General features: G+C 67.8%; 14 protein-coding genes. 4 read left to right on the forward strand and 10 right to left on the reverse strand.

Annotated features, from left to right (window positions below; all coding sequences use genetic code 11):
• Nucleotides 1–156 precede the first annotated feature (156 nt).
• The 6 genes from DVR07_RS20710 to DVR07_RS20735 are packed head-to-tail and all read right to left on the reverse strand — an operon-like array spanning nt 157 to nt 7,462.
• A complete protein-coding gene (locus DVR07_RS20710) occupies nt 157–1,305 on the reverse strand; it encodes a 4Fe-4S dicluster domain-containing protein (RefSeq protein ID WP_115799232.1) in 1,149 nt (382 codons plus the stop codon).
• Entirely contained in the window at nt 1,302–4,427 is a 3,126-nt protein-coding gene (locus DVR07_RS20715) for a nitrate reductase subunit alpha (RefSeq protein WP_115799233.1), read from the reverse strand. Before DVR07_RS20715 ends, DVR07_RS20710 begins: the two co-directional genes overlap by 4 nt.
• A complete protein-coding gene (locus DVR07_RS20720) occupies nt 4,424–4,612 on the reverse strand; it encodes a hypothetical protein (RefSeq protein ID WP_115799234.1) in 189 nt (62 codons plus the stop codon). Before DVR07_RS20720 ends, DVR07_RS20715 begins: the two co-directional genes overlap by 4 nt.
• Nucleotides 4,605–6,119, reverse strand: a complete 1,515-nt coding sequence (locus DVR07_RS20725) for a cytochrome b (protein WP_115799315.1) — start codon at nt 6,117–6,119, stop codon at nt 4,605–4,607. The genes DVR07_RS20720 and DVR07_RS20725 overlap by 8 nt, the downstream gene beginning before the upstream one ends.
• A gap of 5 nt (nt 6,120–6,124) precedes the next feature.
• The gene (locus DVR07_RS20730) at nt 6,125–6,820 is read right to left on the reverse strand and encodes a QcrA and Rieske domain-containing protein (protein ID WP_115799235.1); all 696 of its coding nucleotides are present in this window, start codon (nt 6,818–6,820) and stop codon (nt 6,125–6,127) included.
• A 3-nt stretch (nt 6,821–6,823) separates the two neighbouring features.
• Complete coding sequence (locus DVR07_RS20735; RefSeq protein ID WP_115799236.1) at nt 6,824–7,462, reverse strand: hypothetical protein; 639 nt, start codon at nt 7,460–7,462, stop codon at nt 6,824–6,826.
• A 204-nt stretch (nt 7,463–7,666) separates the two neighbouring features.
• Between DVR07_RS20735 and DVR07_RS20740 the strand changes: the two genes are divergently transcribed.
• Complete coding sequence (locus DVR07_RS20740; protein ID WP_115799237.1) at nt 7,667–8,299, forward strand: helix-turn-helix domain-containing protein; 633 nt, start codon at nt 7,667–7,669, stop codon at nt 8,297–8,299.
• Between the two features lie 114 nt (nt 8,300–8,413).
• Nucleotides 8,414–8,554, forward strand: a complete 141-nt coding sequence (locus tag DVR07_RS22770; protein ID WP_449272235.1) for a DUF7560 family zinc ribbon protein — start codon at nt 8,414–8,416, stop codon at nt 8,552–8,554.
• 167 nt (nt 8,555–8,721) lie between these two features.
• On the opposite strand, the gene DVR07_RS20745 is transcribed toward DVR07_RS22770, so the two are convergent.
• Both DVR07_RS20745 and DVR07_RS20750 read right to left on the reverse strand, forming a co-directional pair.
• Nucleotides 8,722–9,558 (reverse strand): SDR family NAD(P)-dependent oxidoreductase, encoded by an 837-nt coding sequence (locus DVR07_RS20745; protein ID WP_115799238.1) that lies wholly within the window; start codon nt 9,556–9,558, stop codon nt 8,722–8,724.
• Between the two features lie 180 nt (nt 9,559–9,738).
• Entirely contained in the window at nt 9,739–10,782 is a 1,044-nt protein-coding gene (locus tag DVR07_RS20750) for a curlin (RefSeq protein ID WP_115799239.1), read from the reverse strand.
• Nucleotides 10,783–11,003: 221 nt separating this feature from the next.
• On the opposite strand from DVR07_RS20750, the gene DVR07_RS20755 reads away from it, so the two are divergent.
• Entirely contained in the window at nt 11,004–11,447 is a 444-nt protein-coding gene (locus DVR07_RS20755) for a hypothetical protein (RefSeq protein WP_115799240.1), read from the forward strand.
• Nucleotides 11,448–11,468: 21 nt separating this feature from the next.
• Here DVR07_RS20755 and DVR07_RS20760 read toward each other — a convergent pair whose 3' ends face one another.
• Nucleotides 11,469–12,041: a response regulator gene (locus DVR07_RS20760; protein ID WP_115799241.1), complete on the reverse strand. Its 573-nt coding sequence runs from the start codon at nt 12,039–12,041 to the stop codon at nt 11,469–11,471.
• 172 nt (nt 12,042–12,213) lie between these two features.
• Here DVR07_RS20760 and DVR07_RS20765 point away from each other — a divergent pair, with 172 nt between their 5' ends.
• Entirely contained in the window at nt 12,214–13,986 is a 1,773-nt protein-coding gene (locus DVR07_RS20765) for a sensor histidine kinase (protein ID WP_115799242.1), read from the forward strand.
• On the opposite strand, the gene DVR07_RS20770 is transcribed toward DVR07_RS20765, so the two are convergent.
• Nucleotides 13,930–15,582, reverse strand: a complete 1,653-nt coding sequence (locus tag DVR07_RS20770) for a choice-of-anchor D domain-containing protein (RefSeq protein WP_162829662.1) — start codon at nt 15,580–15,582, stop codon at nt 13,930–13,932. The two genes, DVR07_RS20765 and DVR07_RS20770, sit on opposite strands and share 57 nt — an antisense overlap.
• Between the last annotated feature and the right edge of the window lie 4 nt (nt 15,583–15,586).

Here is a 15,586-nt window from a genome sequence, read left to right on the forward strand (position 1 = left end):
GACCGAAGGTCCGGCGAACTCGACGTCGTTCGCTCACTCGTCGAACGCCGTCGGACCGCGGGTCCGACGAGCTCGACGGTTCGACGCTTCGCTTACTCACCGTCGAACACCGCTGGACCGCAGGTCCAGCGAGCTCGAATTCGCTCCCGAGGTCGCTCATTCGAACACCTCCAGCCGGTACTGCTGAGCCGGGTTGTTGGTCGTGAGCAGGTCCATCAGCTCGCTGTCGCCGCCCCGGCTCACCCGGTCGCGGTGGCGCTCGATGGTGTCGAGCGCCTCGTGGACCTGCTCGCCGAACAGCTCCTCGAGCAGCGGCCGCGGGATGCGCTCGGCGTCGATGCTCTCGCCGGTCTCGGCGTCGTGCTGGGGCGGGGCGAACGGCGGGATGTAGTAGACGTTGGGCTGGGTGTGGTAGTCGGGGTGGAGCCGGAGCGCGACCTCGTACTCGTTGACGAGCTTGTGGATGGGCCCCTGCTCGTCGTCGAGGTAGCCGACCAGCCGGAGCTGGGGCGGACACTCGGTCGCGCAGGCCGGCGGCACCGCGTCGCCGTCGTTGAGGTTGAAGTTGCCCTCGGTCTCGGCGCCCTCGCCCTCGATGCGGGGGTAGCAGAAGATGCACTTCTCCGACCGCTTGCGCATCACGTTGTAGTAGACCTTGTTGTACGGACACCCCTCGACGCAGTAGCGGTAGCCACGGCACCGCTCCTGGTCGACCAGCACGATGCCGTCCTCTTCGCGCTTGTAGATGGCCTTTCGCGGACACGCCTCGGCGCACGAGGGATGGGTGCAGTGGTTGCAGATGCGCGGGAGATAGAAGTAGTAGGAGTTGGGGTACTCGCCCGCCCCCTGGTCCTCGTCCCAGTTGGGCCCCCACTCGGGCTCCTCGCCCTCCGGCTGGAGGGGCGCGTCGCTGCCGTCGTACATGACCTCGGTGTGGTTGAAATTCCAGGCCCGGCCGTAGTCCTCCTGCGAGGGTATTGTGCCGTCGCCCTCCTGGTACTCGCCGTGGGCGTCTTCGTTCGCCTGCTCGGCCGACGCGTAGCCCCCGCCGTCGTCCTCCCAGCCCCGCGGGTAGCCCTGGCCGGGCTGGGTCTCGACGTTGTTCCAGTACATGTACTCGCGGCCGCCCGAGTCGGTCCAGAGCTTCTTGCAGGCGATGGTGCAGGTCTGGCAGCCCACGCACTTGTTGAGGTCCATCACCATCGCGACCTGGTGGTCGATGCCCTCCGCGACGTCGATCTGCTGGCCCTGCCCCTGCCGTGTCGTGGTCTGCTCTTGCCGGTCTCGCTGGTTCTGGGAGCTCATTCGGTGTCACCTCGGGAAGCGTCGTCGGCTGCGTCGAGGTCGGTCGCGTTTCCGCTCGGCGTGTCGTCCGTCGTCCCGGTCCTCCGCGTCGTCGTCTCGGTGTTCTCCGTCGTTGCTTGGTCCGCATCGGCGGTCGTCGTCTGGTCCGCGGCCGGTCCGGTCTGGTCCTGGGCGGGCGTCTCCGGGACGACATTCTGCGCCTCGTCGGCCGGTGTGACGGTCCCGGTCTCCTGGTCGGCCGACTCGTCCTCCACCAGTTCGACGTCGACGCGGACGTCGCTGTTCACCCCGGTCGGCCCCCAGTAGTTGGGAATGAACTCCAGGTGCTCGCCGGTGTCCTCGGGGTACTGCACCAGCTGGGTCGGCTTCATGTACATCCCGACGAGCGTGTTGAAGTTGCTCCGGCTCGGGAACTGGAAGCGCTCCCACGCGAAGTAGAGCTTCGCCACGCCGGGCTGGGCGCTCGGATAGATCTTGACGCCGACCTCGATCTCGTCGAGATCGTTGTACACCCGGACCGTGTCGCCGTCCTCGATGCCGCGTTCCTCGGCGTCGTCGGGGTGCATGTAGACGATGGGCTCGCCCCGCTGGAGCCGGAGCATGTGCTTGTTGTCCCGCCACGTCGAGTGGATGGACCACCGGCCGTGGGGCGTGTTGTACCGCAGCGGGTACTCCTGCTCGGCCTGGAGCACCTCCGGGTCCTTGTACGTCGGCACCTGCTCGCCGAGGTCGAGGAACCAGTCGTGGTCGATGTAGTACTGCTGGCGGCCGGTGAACGTCGGCCACGGGTTCTTCTGCTGGACGTAGCGCTTCCACGGGGTGTACGGCTCGCCCTCCTCCAGCGGCGAGGTCCAGTGGTCGCCCGACGCCTCGAACCGCCGGGGCTGTTCGACCGTGTCGTCGAACGTGATGCGGTTATCGCCTCCCTCCGGGTTGCTCTCCTCTGAGTGCTCGAGAATGAACTCGGCGGCGGCCTTGTCTTCCGCTAGCGCGTTCGGTTCGTCGTCCAGCCAGTTCCGGACGTAATCGTCGTGGACCGTCGTGAGGTCGATCTGGCGGTCGAACTGGCGGTCCTGGACCGGGTCCAGGTTCCGCCGTCTCGCGATCTCCTGGACCTTCTCCGCCAGCAGCCGGAATATCTCCCAGTCGGTCTTCGACTGGCCCAGCGGCTCGATGGCCGGCGTGAACGGGTGGACGTAGCTGTGCATGTCGGTCATGTTCAGGTCGTGCTTCTCGTAGTGGCTGGCTGCGGGGAGCACGATATCGCTGTACAGCGCGGTCGAGTCCATCCGGAAGTTGATGTCGACGATGAGGTCGAGCTTGGGCCAGAGGACGTTCTCGATGGCGATGCCGCCCTTCGACTGGTTGAAGTAGTTGCCCCGCCAGCAGAAGAAGACGCTCGGGTCCGGGCGAGAGCCGTCCTCGCGCTCCTTCGGGTAGACCGGCATCCACCCGCGGTCGATGGACTCCTGGATGCGCCGGCGGGTCTCGGGTTCGATGTTGCCGAGGAGGTCGCCGTGGTAGTAGGTCCACAGCGTCGTCGGCACGGCCCGGACGTTGCCGGTCGGGAACGAGAGCTGCTGCCAGCCCTTGTAGGTCCAGATCTTCTCCTGGCCGACGTAGTGGTCGAAGCCGGTCCCCTGTCGACCGATGTGGCCGGTGAGGGTCACGAGGAGCTGGATGGCCCGGTTGCCCAGGTCGTTGTGGTACCAGTCGTTGACGCCCTTCCCGTGGATTATCTTGCCCCGCTCGGCGTTGGCGAACTCCCGGGCGATCTGGCGGTGGGTGTCGCGGCCGACGCCGGTGAGCTCGTTGACCCGCTGGGGGCCGTAGTTCGAGAGCTCGTCGGTGACGTGCGACCAGACCGTCCGGACCTGCACGCTGCCGCCGCCCTGCAGCGGGATCGACCGATCGACGTTCAGTTGCGGATCGAAGTTCAGCGCGATGCTCGAATCCGGGTCGTGCTTGCCCTCACGGTTGCCCAGCGACCCCGGCGCCGCCCGGAGGTTGCCCTGCTGGTCGACCATCACGAACACCTTGCCGGCCTCGCCGTTCGTCGAGAGCCCCCGGACGTCGGCCACGCGCAGGAACTTCCCGTCGTCCTCGCGGACGAGCAGCGGCATGTCCGACTGCTCCTTGACGTGGGCCTCGTCGTAGAGGTTCTCGTCGACGATGGTCCGGGCCATCCCGAGCGCCAGCGCCGCGTCGGTGCCGGCCTGCGGCGAGAGCCACTCGTCGCAGTGGATGGCGGTCTGGGAGTAGTCGGTGAAGATACCGACCCGCTTGGTCCCGTTGTACGCGGCCTCCAGGAAGAACTTCGCGTCCGGAATCCGGGTGACGTTGACGTTCGACCCCCACGCGATGATGTAGTCGGAGTTGTACCAGTCGGCGCTCTCGGCGTTGTCGGTCTGGGTGCCCCACGTGATCGGCTCGCCCGGCGGGAGGTCCGAGTACCAGTCGTAGAAGCTGTGGCTGACCCCGCCGATGAGGTTGACGAACCGCGACCCGGAGGCGAACGACACCGGGCTCATCGCCGGGATGGGCGTGAACCCCGAGATGGCGTCGTAATTGCCCTGCTGGACCTCCTTGACGACCTTCTCGGCGATCTCCGTCAGCGCCTCGTCCCACGAGATGCGCTTCCACTTGCCCTCGCCGCGCTGGCCGACGCGCCTGAGCGGGTACTTGATGCGCTGCTCGGCGTTGACGTAGTCGGTGTAACACGCTCCCTTCTGGCAGCCCCGGGGGTTCGACGACGGGAGCTCGTCGTTGATAGCCGGGTAGTCGGCGGCTTGCTCCTCGCGCCAGACCTGGCCGTTCTTGACGTAGACGTTCCACGAGCAGCTACCCGTGCAGTTGACGCCGTGGGTCGACCGCGCGACCGAGTCCCAGTCCCACTTCTCCCGGTAGAAGTCCTCCCAGTCCCGGTAGGGGTAGTCGCCGATGTAGTCGCTACCGTCGACCTGTTCGATGCCGGTCATCTGGGTCAGGCTGTCCGCGATGGACGTCCCCGACAGGCCGAGCGCGGTCGACAGCCCCAGCCCCTTGAGGAAGCCGCGGCGACCGACGTCGCCGCTCGATTCGCCTGCGCTCTCAGCGTCCGCGTTCGATTGGTTGTCGCTCATTGTCGTTTGCCGATGAACACTGTCGTTAGTCCGAGCACTGTTCCACAGACGCCCAGCAGCAGCCCCGCCGGCGTCGCGCCGCCGACCTCCAGGCCGGTCGCGACCAGCGCGAGGCCCGCGAGCTTCGTCGCGTAGTCGAGGAGCCGGTACGTTCGGCCGGTCACGGTCACGCGGTGGTCACTCATCCGGACCACCCCCGCCACCGGGGAAGTCGCTCGACTCTCCTCCCGACTCCCCCTCGGTCCCGCCCGTCGGTTCCGACTCCGTTCCGCCGGACATCTCCGCCTCGCTCTCGCCGGCCGGGTCCGTCGCGGGGTCGTCGACCTGGTCTCCCGACGCCGACCCGCCGTCGGCGGCTGTCTCGCCCCGGCCGGGCGCCTCGGTCGGACCGTTCCCCCGGAGAACGAGGTAGGTGATACCGCCGGCCACGACCGGGTAGAGCAGCACGCCGACCAGGAGCAGGGTGTTGATGGTGTCGGTCGAGACGTGGATGACGTCCGCGAGGATGTTGTTCATCCCCGCGATGGAAGCGACCATGATGAACGTCACCGCCGCGACCCCGACCGCGGTCTGCCACGGTCGGCGGAGCGGGTCGACCGTGAAGTGGGTCGGCTCTTCCCGGTAGTCGACGAACGGCCACAGGAACACGAGGCCGAACACGATACCGGGGAGCACTATCCCGCTGAGGAACTCGGTCGAGACGTGGACGTCGGTGAACGGGACGGTGAAGCTCGTCCACGACGGCATCAGCTTCAGGAAGCCGAACACCCACATCAGGAACCAGTCGGGCATGATGAGCGCCGGCGTGCCGGCGGGGTCGTTCGGGCCGTACTGCGCGACGTTGTGGACCGGCAGGAACCCCGCCAGCAGCGAGACGGTCGCCAGCGTCAGGAAGAACACCACGACGCTGACCGCGGCCTGGTTCGGGAACGCGGGCAGCCCGACGACGTAGGTGTCGTCGCCCCGGTCGATGGTGAGTTCGCCCGCAACGTCGCCGCTGCGGGGGCCTTCGGTGTGCTTCTGACGGATCAGGATGGCCATGTGGACCCCGATGAGCGCCATGATGGCGACCGGGATGAAGAACACGTGGAGGAAGTAGAACCGCGGCACCGTCGCGCTCGTCGGATACTGACCGCCGAACACTATCTCCGCCAGGATATCGCCGAGCAATGGCACCGACGTGGCGATGCTGTAGCCGATTCCGGTCGCGGTGCTGGCGAACTCGTCGAACGGCAGCGAGTAGCCCGTGTATGCGGCGAAGATCGCCAGCACCGCGAGGCCCCCGCCGACCACCCAGTTGGGCTCGCGGGGGTTGCGGTACGCACCGGTGAAGAACACCCGGAGCATGTGGAGCCCGATGGAGGCCACGAAGAAGTGGGCGGCCCAGTGGTGCATCCGCCGGAGGAACATCCCGTACGGGATGTCGTAGGTGATGTGGAGCACGCTCACGAACGCGGCGGGCAGGTCCTGGCCCTGATACTGGGCCACGCTGCCCTCGTAGGTGACCTCGGTGGTACTCGGCTCGAAGAAGAACCCGAGGAACACGCCCGTAATGACCAGCACGAAGAACGAGAACAGCGCCACCTCGCCGAGCAGAAACGAGTCCTCTGCCGGGAACGCCTTGCCGAGGAACTCGCTACCGCTGTCGAGGTCGAACCGGCCGTCGAACCAGTCGTAGATGCGATCGAACATCGTGCTCACTCCGTTACCCCGACGGGCCCCTCAAAGTCGCCGGTGGCGATGAGATAACCGTCGCTCGACAGCGTGATCGGCAGTTGTGGCAGCGGACGGGGCGGCGGGCCGCCGACGACCGACGCGCCCTCTACCGGATTGAACTTCCCGAAGTGGCAGGGACACACCATCGTCTGGCCGTCGCGGTCCGACACCATGCAGCCGGCGTGGGTGCAGACCTTCGAGTAGGCCGCGTACCCCGAGACGGTGAACGCGAGCTGCGTCGGCTCGGCGTACTCCTCCTCGGGGTACCGGACCAGCAGCGTCGGCGCGTCCTCGAGGCCCGGCCGGGGCTCGGGAAAGACGGTTATGAAGTCGCCCATCCCCAGCGCGTTCTCGTCGATCCGGTCGCCGTCCGCGTCCACCAGCGGTACCCCGTCGGAGTAGATGGGACCGGTGTACTCGCGCTCGAACACCCGTGTCAGCCCCGCGAGCGGGGCGGCCAGGCTCCCGACCGCCGACAGGCCGCCGATAGTGGCCAGGATCTTCGCCACGTCCCGACGGTCGAGTCCGTCGTCCTCTGCGGCCGGCGATTCGGCCCCACCGTCCGACCGGAGGGCCGCGGCCGAGTCGGCGCACGGGCAGCTCTCGCACGGGTCGTCGCTTCTCGGTCGCGTTCGGTCGTCGCCTCCGGATCGCGTCGAATCGTTGCTCTCGTCCATCGGTCAGTGCCCCCGTTTCTCCGCCACCTCGACGTGCGGCATGAACCACGCGTAGTACGCGACGGTCAGCGCAGCCAGCGAGAGGAACAGGCCGGCCGCGTACAGACCGAAGTACTGGGTTCGGGCCAGCGTCAGGTACTCGCCGGTGAACAGCGCCGAGAACACGATGGCGAGCACGGTCAGCGCGCCCATCACGACGATGCCCTCGTTCGACCCGGTCGCGTCGTGGTACTCGACGAGCCACCGCTCGTCGGTGCTGAGCCACGGCAGGCCGACGCCGCCGTCGGACTGGCGGTCGGCGGTGTCCGCGCTGCCCTCGGCGTCGGACCGGTCGGCGTGACCGCCGTCGGAGACCACGACTTCGGCGTCGGCGTCCTCGGGTCTGACCGCGCTGTTCATGAAGCGGTGAGCGCCCGCGAGAGCGCCGTAGAGCGCGAACAGCGCGACCCAGACGATGACGCCGACCTGGCTGGGCGAGAGCTTGTTCGGCGTGTCTACCGGGCCGTCGAGGGGTCGTATCTCGCTGACGCTCGGGTCGATCGCTATCTCCTCGCTCGTCGCCTCCCCCTGGAGCGCGACGTACCACATCGGCAGCAGGACCAGCGCGACGAGGATGCCGATGACGAGGGTCTCTGTTCTCACTGTCCGGCCTCCCGGGGTCTTGTGTCCGTCAATTCGTACCCTCCGTTCTCGCTCTCCGTCCCCTCCGAGACGGCGAGTGACCTGACGGAGTGACATCGCAAACGCGATTAGACCCTGTTCCTCGATATAGAGGCCCTTTAAGTGGAGCTGACCTGCCAATGAGCGGAAGAACTGCTTAAGGAAGTCGACGGGGTCAATGAAAACATGCCGGGGGAGACCGTCTACGCTGAGTTGAAAATCAGGGAGCCGAACCGGTGCCAGGTCGCGGCCACGTCCGAGTCCGACGCCAGAGTGAGCCGGGTGTCCCGGACCGTCATCCCGAACGAAAACGGCCGCATCACCGAGGAACTCGAGGTCGAGCGGTCGCCCGACGACGAGGTGTCCGCCGCGCCGGTCGACCGGGAGAACGGCGTGTTCCGCCTCCGCCGGCCGGTCGGACAGGGCTGTCCCTGCGAGCTCGTCGAGCGCCAGGAGTGTCCGGTCCGGACCATCCACGCCGACGACGGGGAGCTCTTCCTGACGTTCTACGCCGAGGAGATCGGACTGGTGCGCCGAGCGGTCGCCGACCTGAAGGAGTGCTGCGAGGGGGTCCACCTTCAGCGGCTCTACGAGGCGGACGAAGGGGCGTCTCGGGACCTCGTCTACGTCGACCGCGACCGGTTCACCGACCGGCAGCTCGAGGCCCTCCGAACTGCGCACGAGATGGGCTACTTCTCGTATCCCAAGGAGGCCAACGCGGGCGAGGTCGCAGACGCGCTGGGAATCGCCTCGACAACGTTCACGGAACACCTCTCGAACGCCCAGTCGAAGCTCCTCGAGCACCTGCTCGGCGAGTAAAGCGCTTAGGGGAATAGCGGTCCGGTCGGGTACGGGAATCGAACGCAGTAATCTTAAGCACCCTACATACCGAGGGTAGTGAACTTACTACTGGACGTCGTCGTCGGTTTCGAAATGGCCCAGCGGTACCGGTTCACCTGTCCCGTCTGCGAAGAGTGTATCGTCGTGGACCGACACGTCCGCGAGGCTCTTCTCGCGCAGGGGTGTGTCGTCTGTTCCTCCAGCGTCGGGTCGGACTGCTTCGATGCTCGGTGACTCCGCGGCCGAGTCATCGATACAAAAAACGCACAGTCCGCACTCGCCGCGTCGGGCGCGAATCCGACGTTCATCTGTAGGTGCTGCCGCAACTACTCGACGGAGCAATGAGAATCGGGACGCGAAGTAGTTCGTTCCCGGACGGAGCCCGCGTTAGGTTGTGCCGCTCAGTCGGCGGCTTGTCCGCCGTCGACGGGAATCGTGTGTCCGGTGATGTAGGAGGCGTCACTCGAGCAGAGGAACGCCACCACGCCGGCCATCTCCTCGGGCTCGGCGATGCGGTCCATCGGAACGTCCCGCATGGCCGAGGTATCGTAGTCGGCGCGCAGCGTTCGAACGGCAGTCCGAACGAGTTCGATGGCTGTCTTGACCCGGTTCAGCAATGACCGCGACGACCCGCTGGGCTCGCCGAGCAAGCCCGACTGGATGTTCGTCTTCGTCGGGCCCGGTGCGATCGCGTTGACGCGGATCCCCCGGCTGGCGTATTCGAGCGCGACCGACTTGGTCAGGCCGACCACCCCGTGCTTGCTCGCCGAGTAACTCGAGAGTCCGCCCATCCCGACCAGTCCGGCCTCGGAAGCGGTGTTGACGATCGCCCCGTGTCCCTGTTGGTTCATCACGGGGAGCTCGGCTTTCAGACAGGCCCAGATGCCCTTGAGGTTCACGTCGATGATCCTGTCCCAGCTGGCTTCTTCGATGCCGGTCACCTCCACGAAGTCGGTCAGGATACCGGCGTTGTTGTGCGCGAAATCCAGGCTCCCGTAGGTCTCGACGGCGACCTCGACCGCGTGTGTTACCGACGCGGGGTCGGAGACGTCCACCTCGACGAAGGTCGCGTTCCCGCCGGCGTCCTCGATGCGCTCGGCCGTCTCGCGTCCGGTGGCTTCGACGATGTCCGCGACGACGACGTTCGCGCCCTCCTCGGCGAACCGAAACGCCGACGCCCGGCCGATCCCCGAGCCAGCACCCGTAACGAGGGCTGTCTTCCCGGCTAATCCGTTCATACTTGAATACCCCTGTAATTGACGGGACAAACGTCAAAGGTTTTCATCCATCCCGAGAGCCGCGTCCGGGGAAAAAGGAGTATCGGGAGCGAAAGTTCGGCCGCGCCGGATGTCGCTCCTCGCTCCTCGCTTGGAGCGGCGGGCGGCGGGTCGAACTGCCGTCGCGCCGCGTCGGTCGACTTACTCGTCTTCGAGGTCTTCGAGTTCGTCCTCGACGTCGTCCAGTCGGTCCTCTATCCGGTCGATGTACTCCTCGATTCTGTCGTACTGCTGCTCCCAGTACTCCGTCCGCTCCTCGCGTCGCTCGCCCTCGTACTTCCGCTCGGCGTACTCGATCCGGTCCTCGATGGCGGACTGCTTCTCCTCGAGCTTGTAGAGCAGCTTCTTCAGCTTCTTCTTCTCGTACTTCAGTTTCTTGTACTTCCGGTCGTGGCTGTCCTGGTCGACGTCGGCCTCGTTCTCCTGGTCGACGTCGGCGTCGTTATCGCTGCCGTCCTGGTCGACATCGGCCTCGTTCTCCTGGTCGATGTCGGCGTCGTTGTCATCGCCGTCCTGGTCGACGTCGGCCTCGTTCTCCTGATCGACGTCAGCGTCGTTATCGCGACCATCTTGGTCAACATCTGCGTCGTTGTCCTGGTCGACGTCGGCATCGTTGTCGTCGCCGTCTTGATCGACGTCAGCATCGTTGTCCTGGTCGATGTCGGCGTCGTTGTCGTCGCCGTCCTGGTCCACATCGGCGTCGTTGTCCTGGTCGACATCGGCGTCGTTGTCGTCGCCATCTTGATCGACGTCGGCGTCGTTGTCCTGGTCGATGTCGGCGTCGTTGTCGTCGCCGTCCTGGTCGACATCGGCATCGTTGTCCTGATCGACATCTGCATCATTGTCGTCGCCGTCCTGGTCGACGTCAGCGTCGTTGTCCTGGTCGATGTCGGCGTCGTTGTCGCTGCCGTCCTGGTCGACGTCGGCCTCGTTACTCTGGCTGACGTCGGCGTCGTTACAGTCGCCGTTCTGGTCGACGTCGGCCTCGTTGTCCTGGTCGATGTCGGCGTCGTTATCTCCGCCGCTCTGGTCTATACTCGCTTCGTTGCTCTGGCTGATGTCGACCGACGACTCGCCGTCGCAGTCCTCGTCCGTCGCGTGGGCCAGCGCGCCGCCGCTCATCGCGGCGCCGACGAGCGCCGTGGCGACCAGCAGCGCGAGCAGGGTTCGTAGTGCGCGTTTCATGGGTTGTCTCCTTGGTTCGGTTTCGCCGCTGGACTCGCGGGGCGGTTCCCCCGCAACTCCATCTGGACAGAAACCCGCCCGAACCGAAGAACGAGGTTCTCAGTATTGCAAGCGTCTCGCGGCTCCGCCGGTTCTAGGTATCTAGATGCCGTCCGTCTCGGATACCTAGCGTCTCACTCTACCGTTGCGGGTCGCCACGAGTCGAACGTGAGGGAACGACGATGGCCAGCAAACGATACGACACGCCGAACCACCCCAGATGGGACGCGCGGACGACCGAGACCCGGTCCACCGACCCGCCGTCCCGGTGGCAGTCCGGGCGCGCTCGCGCCGAGAGGCCCGCCAGTGACGCGGCGACCGGTAGTGACACGCCGCCGGCGCTGGTGACGCGCGCGGAGACGGACGACGCGCCGGTGGAACTCTCCGACGGCCCGAACTGGACCCGGATCACCGCCGAACTCCCCGACCGCTCGCTCGACGACGTCCGGATCACCGCCGCCGGGACCGCGATACGGATTCGCGCCGCGTCCCCGGCATCGTCGGACCGGTCGGACGGTATCGACCGGACGATCGCGCTCTCGGGGGCCGCGGACGCCGACGGAGCCGTGGTCGCGTACTGCGACCCGGTGCTGAGCGTCCTCGTTCCGAAGCGCGATGCCGCGTGACAGTTCGCGATGCGACCGTCCTCACTTCCTGCCGCGGTCGATCGCGGTGAACTCCTCGAGCATCTCCTCGAAGCTCTCCGGCGGCACGTCGAGCCCCTCGCGGAGCTCCGTCGCCCGTCGGCGCATCCGGACGTACTCGCTGGAGTCCTCGAGCTGCTCGGGCGTCTGCTCGGACTCGAGGACGGCCAGCTTGGCGGTGAGGGCGAACAGCTCCGAGACGGGGTCGTCGTACGACGCCGCCGCCAACTGCTGGTCGATCGCGGCGAACAGGTCCTCCCTGTCGGTGGGCTTGCAGAGGTAGTCGTCGAACGGCATGTCGACGATCTCGAAGCCGGGGTTGACCGCCGTGACCATGATGACCCGGCACTCGTACCCCCGCTCGCGGAGCTCCCGCAGCACCTCGTCGCCGGAGAACGGCATGCGCCGGTCGAGCAGGACCACGTCGACGTCGTCGTCCATCTCCGCGAGCGCCTCCTCGCCGCCGTACGCGGTCCGCACGTCGGCGTACCGCCGGCGGAGTCGGAGCGCGTACGCGTCGGTGACCTCGGGCTCGTCGTCTACCACGAGCACCGTGGCGTCCCGGGGTTGGTCCATGGTATCAAAGGACAATGAGGGTAGGTCGCTGCCCGAGTTATACCTTTCGCGCCCCGCCGGTTCGGGCGCCCTCGACGACGGTGAACTCGACGATAGTGGGACGCCACAGGAGGGACGACCGGGGGCGGAGACACCCGGAGCTATTAGTGTGCATTGGTAGCAGGTACCAAGAATGGGGCTGAGGCTGCGGACCAAGTTCGTCGTCATCCTCGTGGCGATCACGCTCGTGCTGGGCGCGTCGGTCTACGTGACGCTGGAGTCGTACCAGCGCGACGCGGTGGCCGAGACGCGCGCGAGCGTCGACGAGACCGCCCGACTCGTCGCCGACCAGATCGACGCGTCGGTCCGCGACACCCGCGACGACGTGGGGAAGGTCGCCTCGCGACCGCGCGCGAGAGAGTTCGACGAGAGCGGCCGGTTCCTGGACGCGTTCCTGGCGAACTCGCCGTTCTACGCGGCGCAGGTCGTCGCCGCCAACGGGACGGTGGTCGCGTTCCGCGGCGACGTCTCGGCCGAACAGCGCCGGTCGGTCGTGGGCTCGGACCGCGGCGACGTCCCCTACGTCGCGCAAGCGCTCCGGGGACGGACCTACCTCGGTGACGTCCGGTACGTGGCCGAGACCGGCAAGCACGCCATCGTCTTCAGCGCGCCCATCATGCGGGGCGCCGAGGTCGAGGGCGGGCTCGTGGCCGCGATGTACCTCGACAACCAGACGGCGTTCGACCTGCTCCCGCCGCTGGAGACCAGCTCTCAGACGGTCGAGATCACCGGCAGCGGGGCGGTGCTCAGCGAGAGTCGCCGGACGTTCGGCGCGTCGGTCCGGAGTTCGGCGGTCGTCGAGTCGACCGGCTGGGAGGTGACCGTCACCAGGGACCGGACCGCGCTCGACGCGCGGCTCCGACGGCTCGCGGCGTCCCAGGCCGCGGTGCTGGGCGTGCTGTTGCTGGCCATGGTGGGCTTCGGCTACTGGCAGTACGCCGTGAGCCTCCGACAGACCGAGCGGCTCCTCGCCGGGTTCGACAGGCTCGGCGAGGGCGACTACGACCACACGGTATCGCTGCGGGGCGGTTCCGAGTGGGAGCAGATGAGCGCCGGCTTCGACGAACTGGCGGGGACGCTGCGGGCCCGCGAGGCGGCGCTGCGCGAGCGCCAGCAGCGCCTCGAGGTCCTCTACCGCGTGCTCCAGCACAACCTGCGCAACCGGATGAGCGTCATCCTGAACTACGCGGACGTCGTGGAGGAGACGGCCGCCGACGAGGCGATGGCGAGCGCCGCCCGGACCATCCGCGACGTCGGCTGGGAGGTCACGAGCCTGAGCCGGAAGGCCAGACAGATCCGGAACGCCATCGAGGCCGACCACGAGCGCCGGCCCATCGAGGTGACCGACCTCGTCGCCGAGGTGGTCGCCGACGTCGGCGAGGAGTACCCCGACGTCGAGGTGACCGCGTCGTTGCCCGATTCGGTTCGGGTGCTGGCGCTCCCGTCGCTGCGGCTGGCGGTCGAGAACGTCTGCGAGAACGCGTGCGAGCACAACGACAGCGCCGACCCGCGGGTCGAGGTCTCGGTCGCCACCGTCGAGCGCGACGGCGAGGGCCTGGAAGGACCAGGGAAGACGAGTGACGCGGGCGAGCAGGGGGGACTGGAACGCGCCCGGGCCGACCCGCACGACAGAGCCGGCTGGGTCAGCATCGCGGTGGCGGACAACGGCCCCGGCATCCCCGAGCAGGACCGGACCGCCATCGGCGAGGGCCGGGAGACCGACCTCGAACACGCGAGCGGGCTCGGCCTCTGGCTGACCTACTGGGTGGTCGACAACTCCGGCGGGCGGCTCCGGTTCGCCGAGAACGACCCGCGGGGCGCCGTGGTGACCCTGGAGCTACCGCGCGCGTCACCCGACGGCGGGGCGGACGACGGGACGGCCGGCCGGGTCCGAGCCCGCGGGTAGCGTCCGGGCCGACGATAGCGTCCGGTCCGGCGGTTCACCGACTGTCGCTCCTCCGCGCGAAGCCGACTCGTTCGTCGTGGTTCCCGGGCTGACCGTGACGTTCCCGGCGAACCGGTCGTTGACGTACAGCGCGTAGGTGCCCGGGTCGTCGAACGACTCGACGAACACCGTCTGGCGGGTGCCGTTGGGCGCGATGGAGAGCTCCCGGCGGTCGACCACGGCGTCTCCGCTGAGGAGCTTCACGACGTAGGTGCCGTCGGCGCCGCCGACGTTTGTCACCCGGACCAGGACCTCCGTGTCGTCGCCGGTGCGGATCTCGGTGACGCGCACGACCGCGTCGTCGATCTGGAACTTGGCCTGCTTGATGCCGGTCGCGAAGTCCGCCAGCCCCGTCGCCCGCGCCTCGTAGAAGTAGTGTGTGGGGCCCTCGTCGACGAGCTGGGTCGGGAGTTCGGTCCACGTGCCGTTCTGCCGGGTGTAGAGGGTGACGTCCTCCGGTCCCGTCTCGTTCCCGGCCAGCTGGTCCTTGCGGACGCGGAAGACGACGCTGACGTTCCGGAGGTCCTCGTCGGGGATGGTGCTGTTCATCGAGACGAACGCCGCGTCCTCGGTCCCGTCGTCCGGGTCGAACGGCGGCGTCCCCTCGAGCCGCTGGGTGCTTTTCGTCACGTTCAGCGTGAAGTTCTCGGTGCGCTCGGGGGTGAACGCGATGGAGTCGATCGCCACCGCGTCGTCGCGAGTGAGCGGCCACGAGACGTTCACCGACTGGGAGACGTTCGCCTGGACGTCCGTGACCGACACGTTCACGATGGTCCGGTCGGCCAGCACGGTCGAGGGCGAGACGTCGGCCACCATCGGCGTGTTCGTCAGCCAGACGTTGCGCTGGGGCTCGTCGGGGTCGTCGCTCATGACGTGGAGCGTCGCGAACCGCGACCCCGATTCCGGCGGGTCGAACGTCACCGCGACGGTCCGGCTCCGGTCGGGTCCAATCGTGAACGGCCCCGCGTCGGCCACCTCGAAGGCGGTCCGGTCCGGACCGACGACGCTGACTGCCCGGACCGTCAGCGGCGCGTTCCCCTCGTTGGTCAGGGTGAGCGTCTCGGTGACCGGCCCGTCCGTCGCGTTCTCGAACCGGAGCGTCTCCGGTCGGACTTCCACGTCCGGCGCGAGCCCCGTCCCGCGGAGGTCGGCCGCGACCGCGTCGCCGTCGTCGGTCTCGACCCGGAGCGTCGCCGTCGCCGTCCCCGCCGACGCCGGCGCGAACGCGACCGCGATCACCCGGCTCTCGCCGGGTTCGAGCGTCCCCGGTCCGCCGCCCCGCAGCGTCTCGAACGCCGCGGCGTCCGGTCCCGCGACGGTCGTCTCCTCGATGGCGACCGGAGCGTCCCCCGCGTTGGTGACCGTGAGGAGTCGGGGAATCCGGTCGGTCGACGGCCCGCCGACCCGGACGCGCCCGAACTCGACGGCCTCCGGAGTCAGTTCGAGGTCGGACGCCTGGGCCGGACGGGCCGCGTCGGCGCGGCTCTCGGGCGGTCGGAGCGCGGCGGCAGGGACGACTACCGTCGAGACGACCGCGAGACACAGCAGCACCGCCATCGCG

Source organism: Halorussus rarus, from assembly GCF_003369835.1.
Lineage (GTDB): Archaea > Halobacteriota > Halobacteria > Halobacteriales > Haladaptataceae > Halorussus > Halorussus rarus.

Excerpts from the sequence above, each read along its gene's own strand:
- DVR07_RS20710 (WP_115799232.1), bottom strand. The coding sequence starts at position 1,305 with ATGAGCTCCCAGAACCAGCGAGACCGGCAAGAGCAGACCACGACACGG.
- DVR07_RS20715 (WP_115799233.1), bottom strand. The coding sequence starts at position 4,427 with ATGAGCGACAACCAATCGAACGCGGACGCTGAGAGCGCAGGCGAATCG.
- DVR07_RS20720 (WP_115799234.1), bottom strand. The coding sequence starts at position 4,612 with ATGAGTGACCACCGCGTGACCGTGACCGGCCGAACGTACCGGCTCCTC.
- DVR07_RS20725 (WP_115799315.1), bottom strand. The coding sequence starts at position 6,119 with ATGTTCGATCGCATCTACGACTGGTTCGACGGCCGGTTCGACCTCGAC.
- DVR07_RS20730 (WP_115799235.1), bottom strand. The coding sequence starts at position 6,820 with ATGGACGAGAGCAACGATTCGACGCGATCCGGAGGCGACGACCGAACG.
- DVR07_RS20740 (WP_115799237.1), top strand. The coding sequence starts at position 7,667 with ATGCCGGGGGAGACCGTCTACGCTGAGTTGAAAATCAGGGAGCCGAAC.
- DVR07_RS22770 (WP_449272235.1), top strand. The coding sequence starts at position 8,414 with ATGGCCCAGCGGTACCGGTTCACCTGTCCCGTCTGCGAAGAGTGTATC.
- DVR07_RS20745 (WP_115799238.1), bottom strand. The coding sequence starts at position 9,558 with ATGAACGGATTAGCCGGGAAGACAGCCCTCGTTACGGGTGCTGGCTCG.
- DVR07_RS20750 (WP_115799239.1), bottom strand. The coding sequence starts at position 10,782 with ATGAAACGCGCACTACGAACCCTGCTCGCGCTGCTGGTCGCCACGGCG.
- DVR07_RS20755 (WP_115799240.1), top strand. The coding sequence starts at position 11,004 with ATGGCCAGCAAACGATACGACACGCCGAACCACCCCAGATGGGACGCG.
- DVR07_RS20760 (WP_115799241.1), bottom strand. The coding sequence starts at position 12,041 with ATGGACCAACCCCGGGACGCCACGGTGCTCGTGGTAGACGACGAGCCC.
- DVR07_RS20765 (WP_115799242.1), top strand. The coding sequence starts at position 12,214 with ATGGGGCTGAGGCTGCGGACCAAGTTCGTCGTCATCCTCGTGGCGATC.
- DVR07_RS20770 (WP_162829662.1), bottom strand. The coding sequence starts at position 15,582 with ATGGCGGTGCTGCTGTGTCTCGCGGTCGTCTCGACGGTAGTCGTCCCT.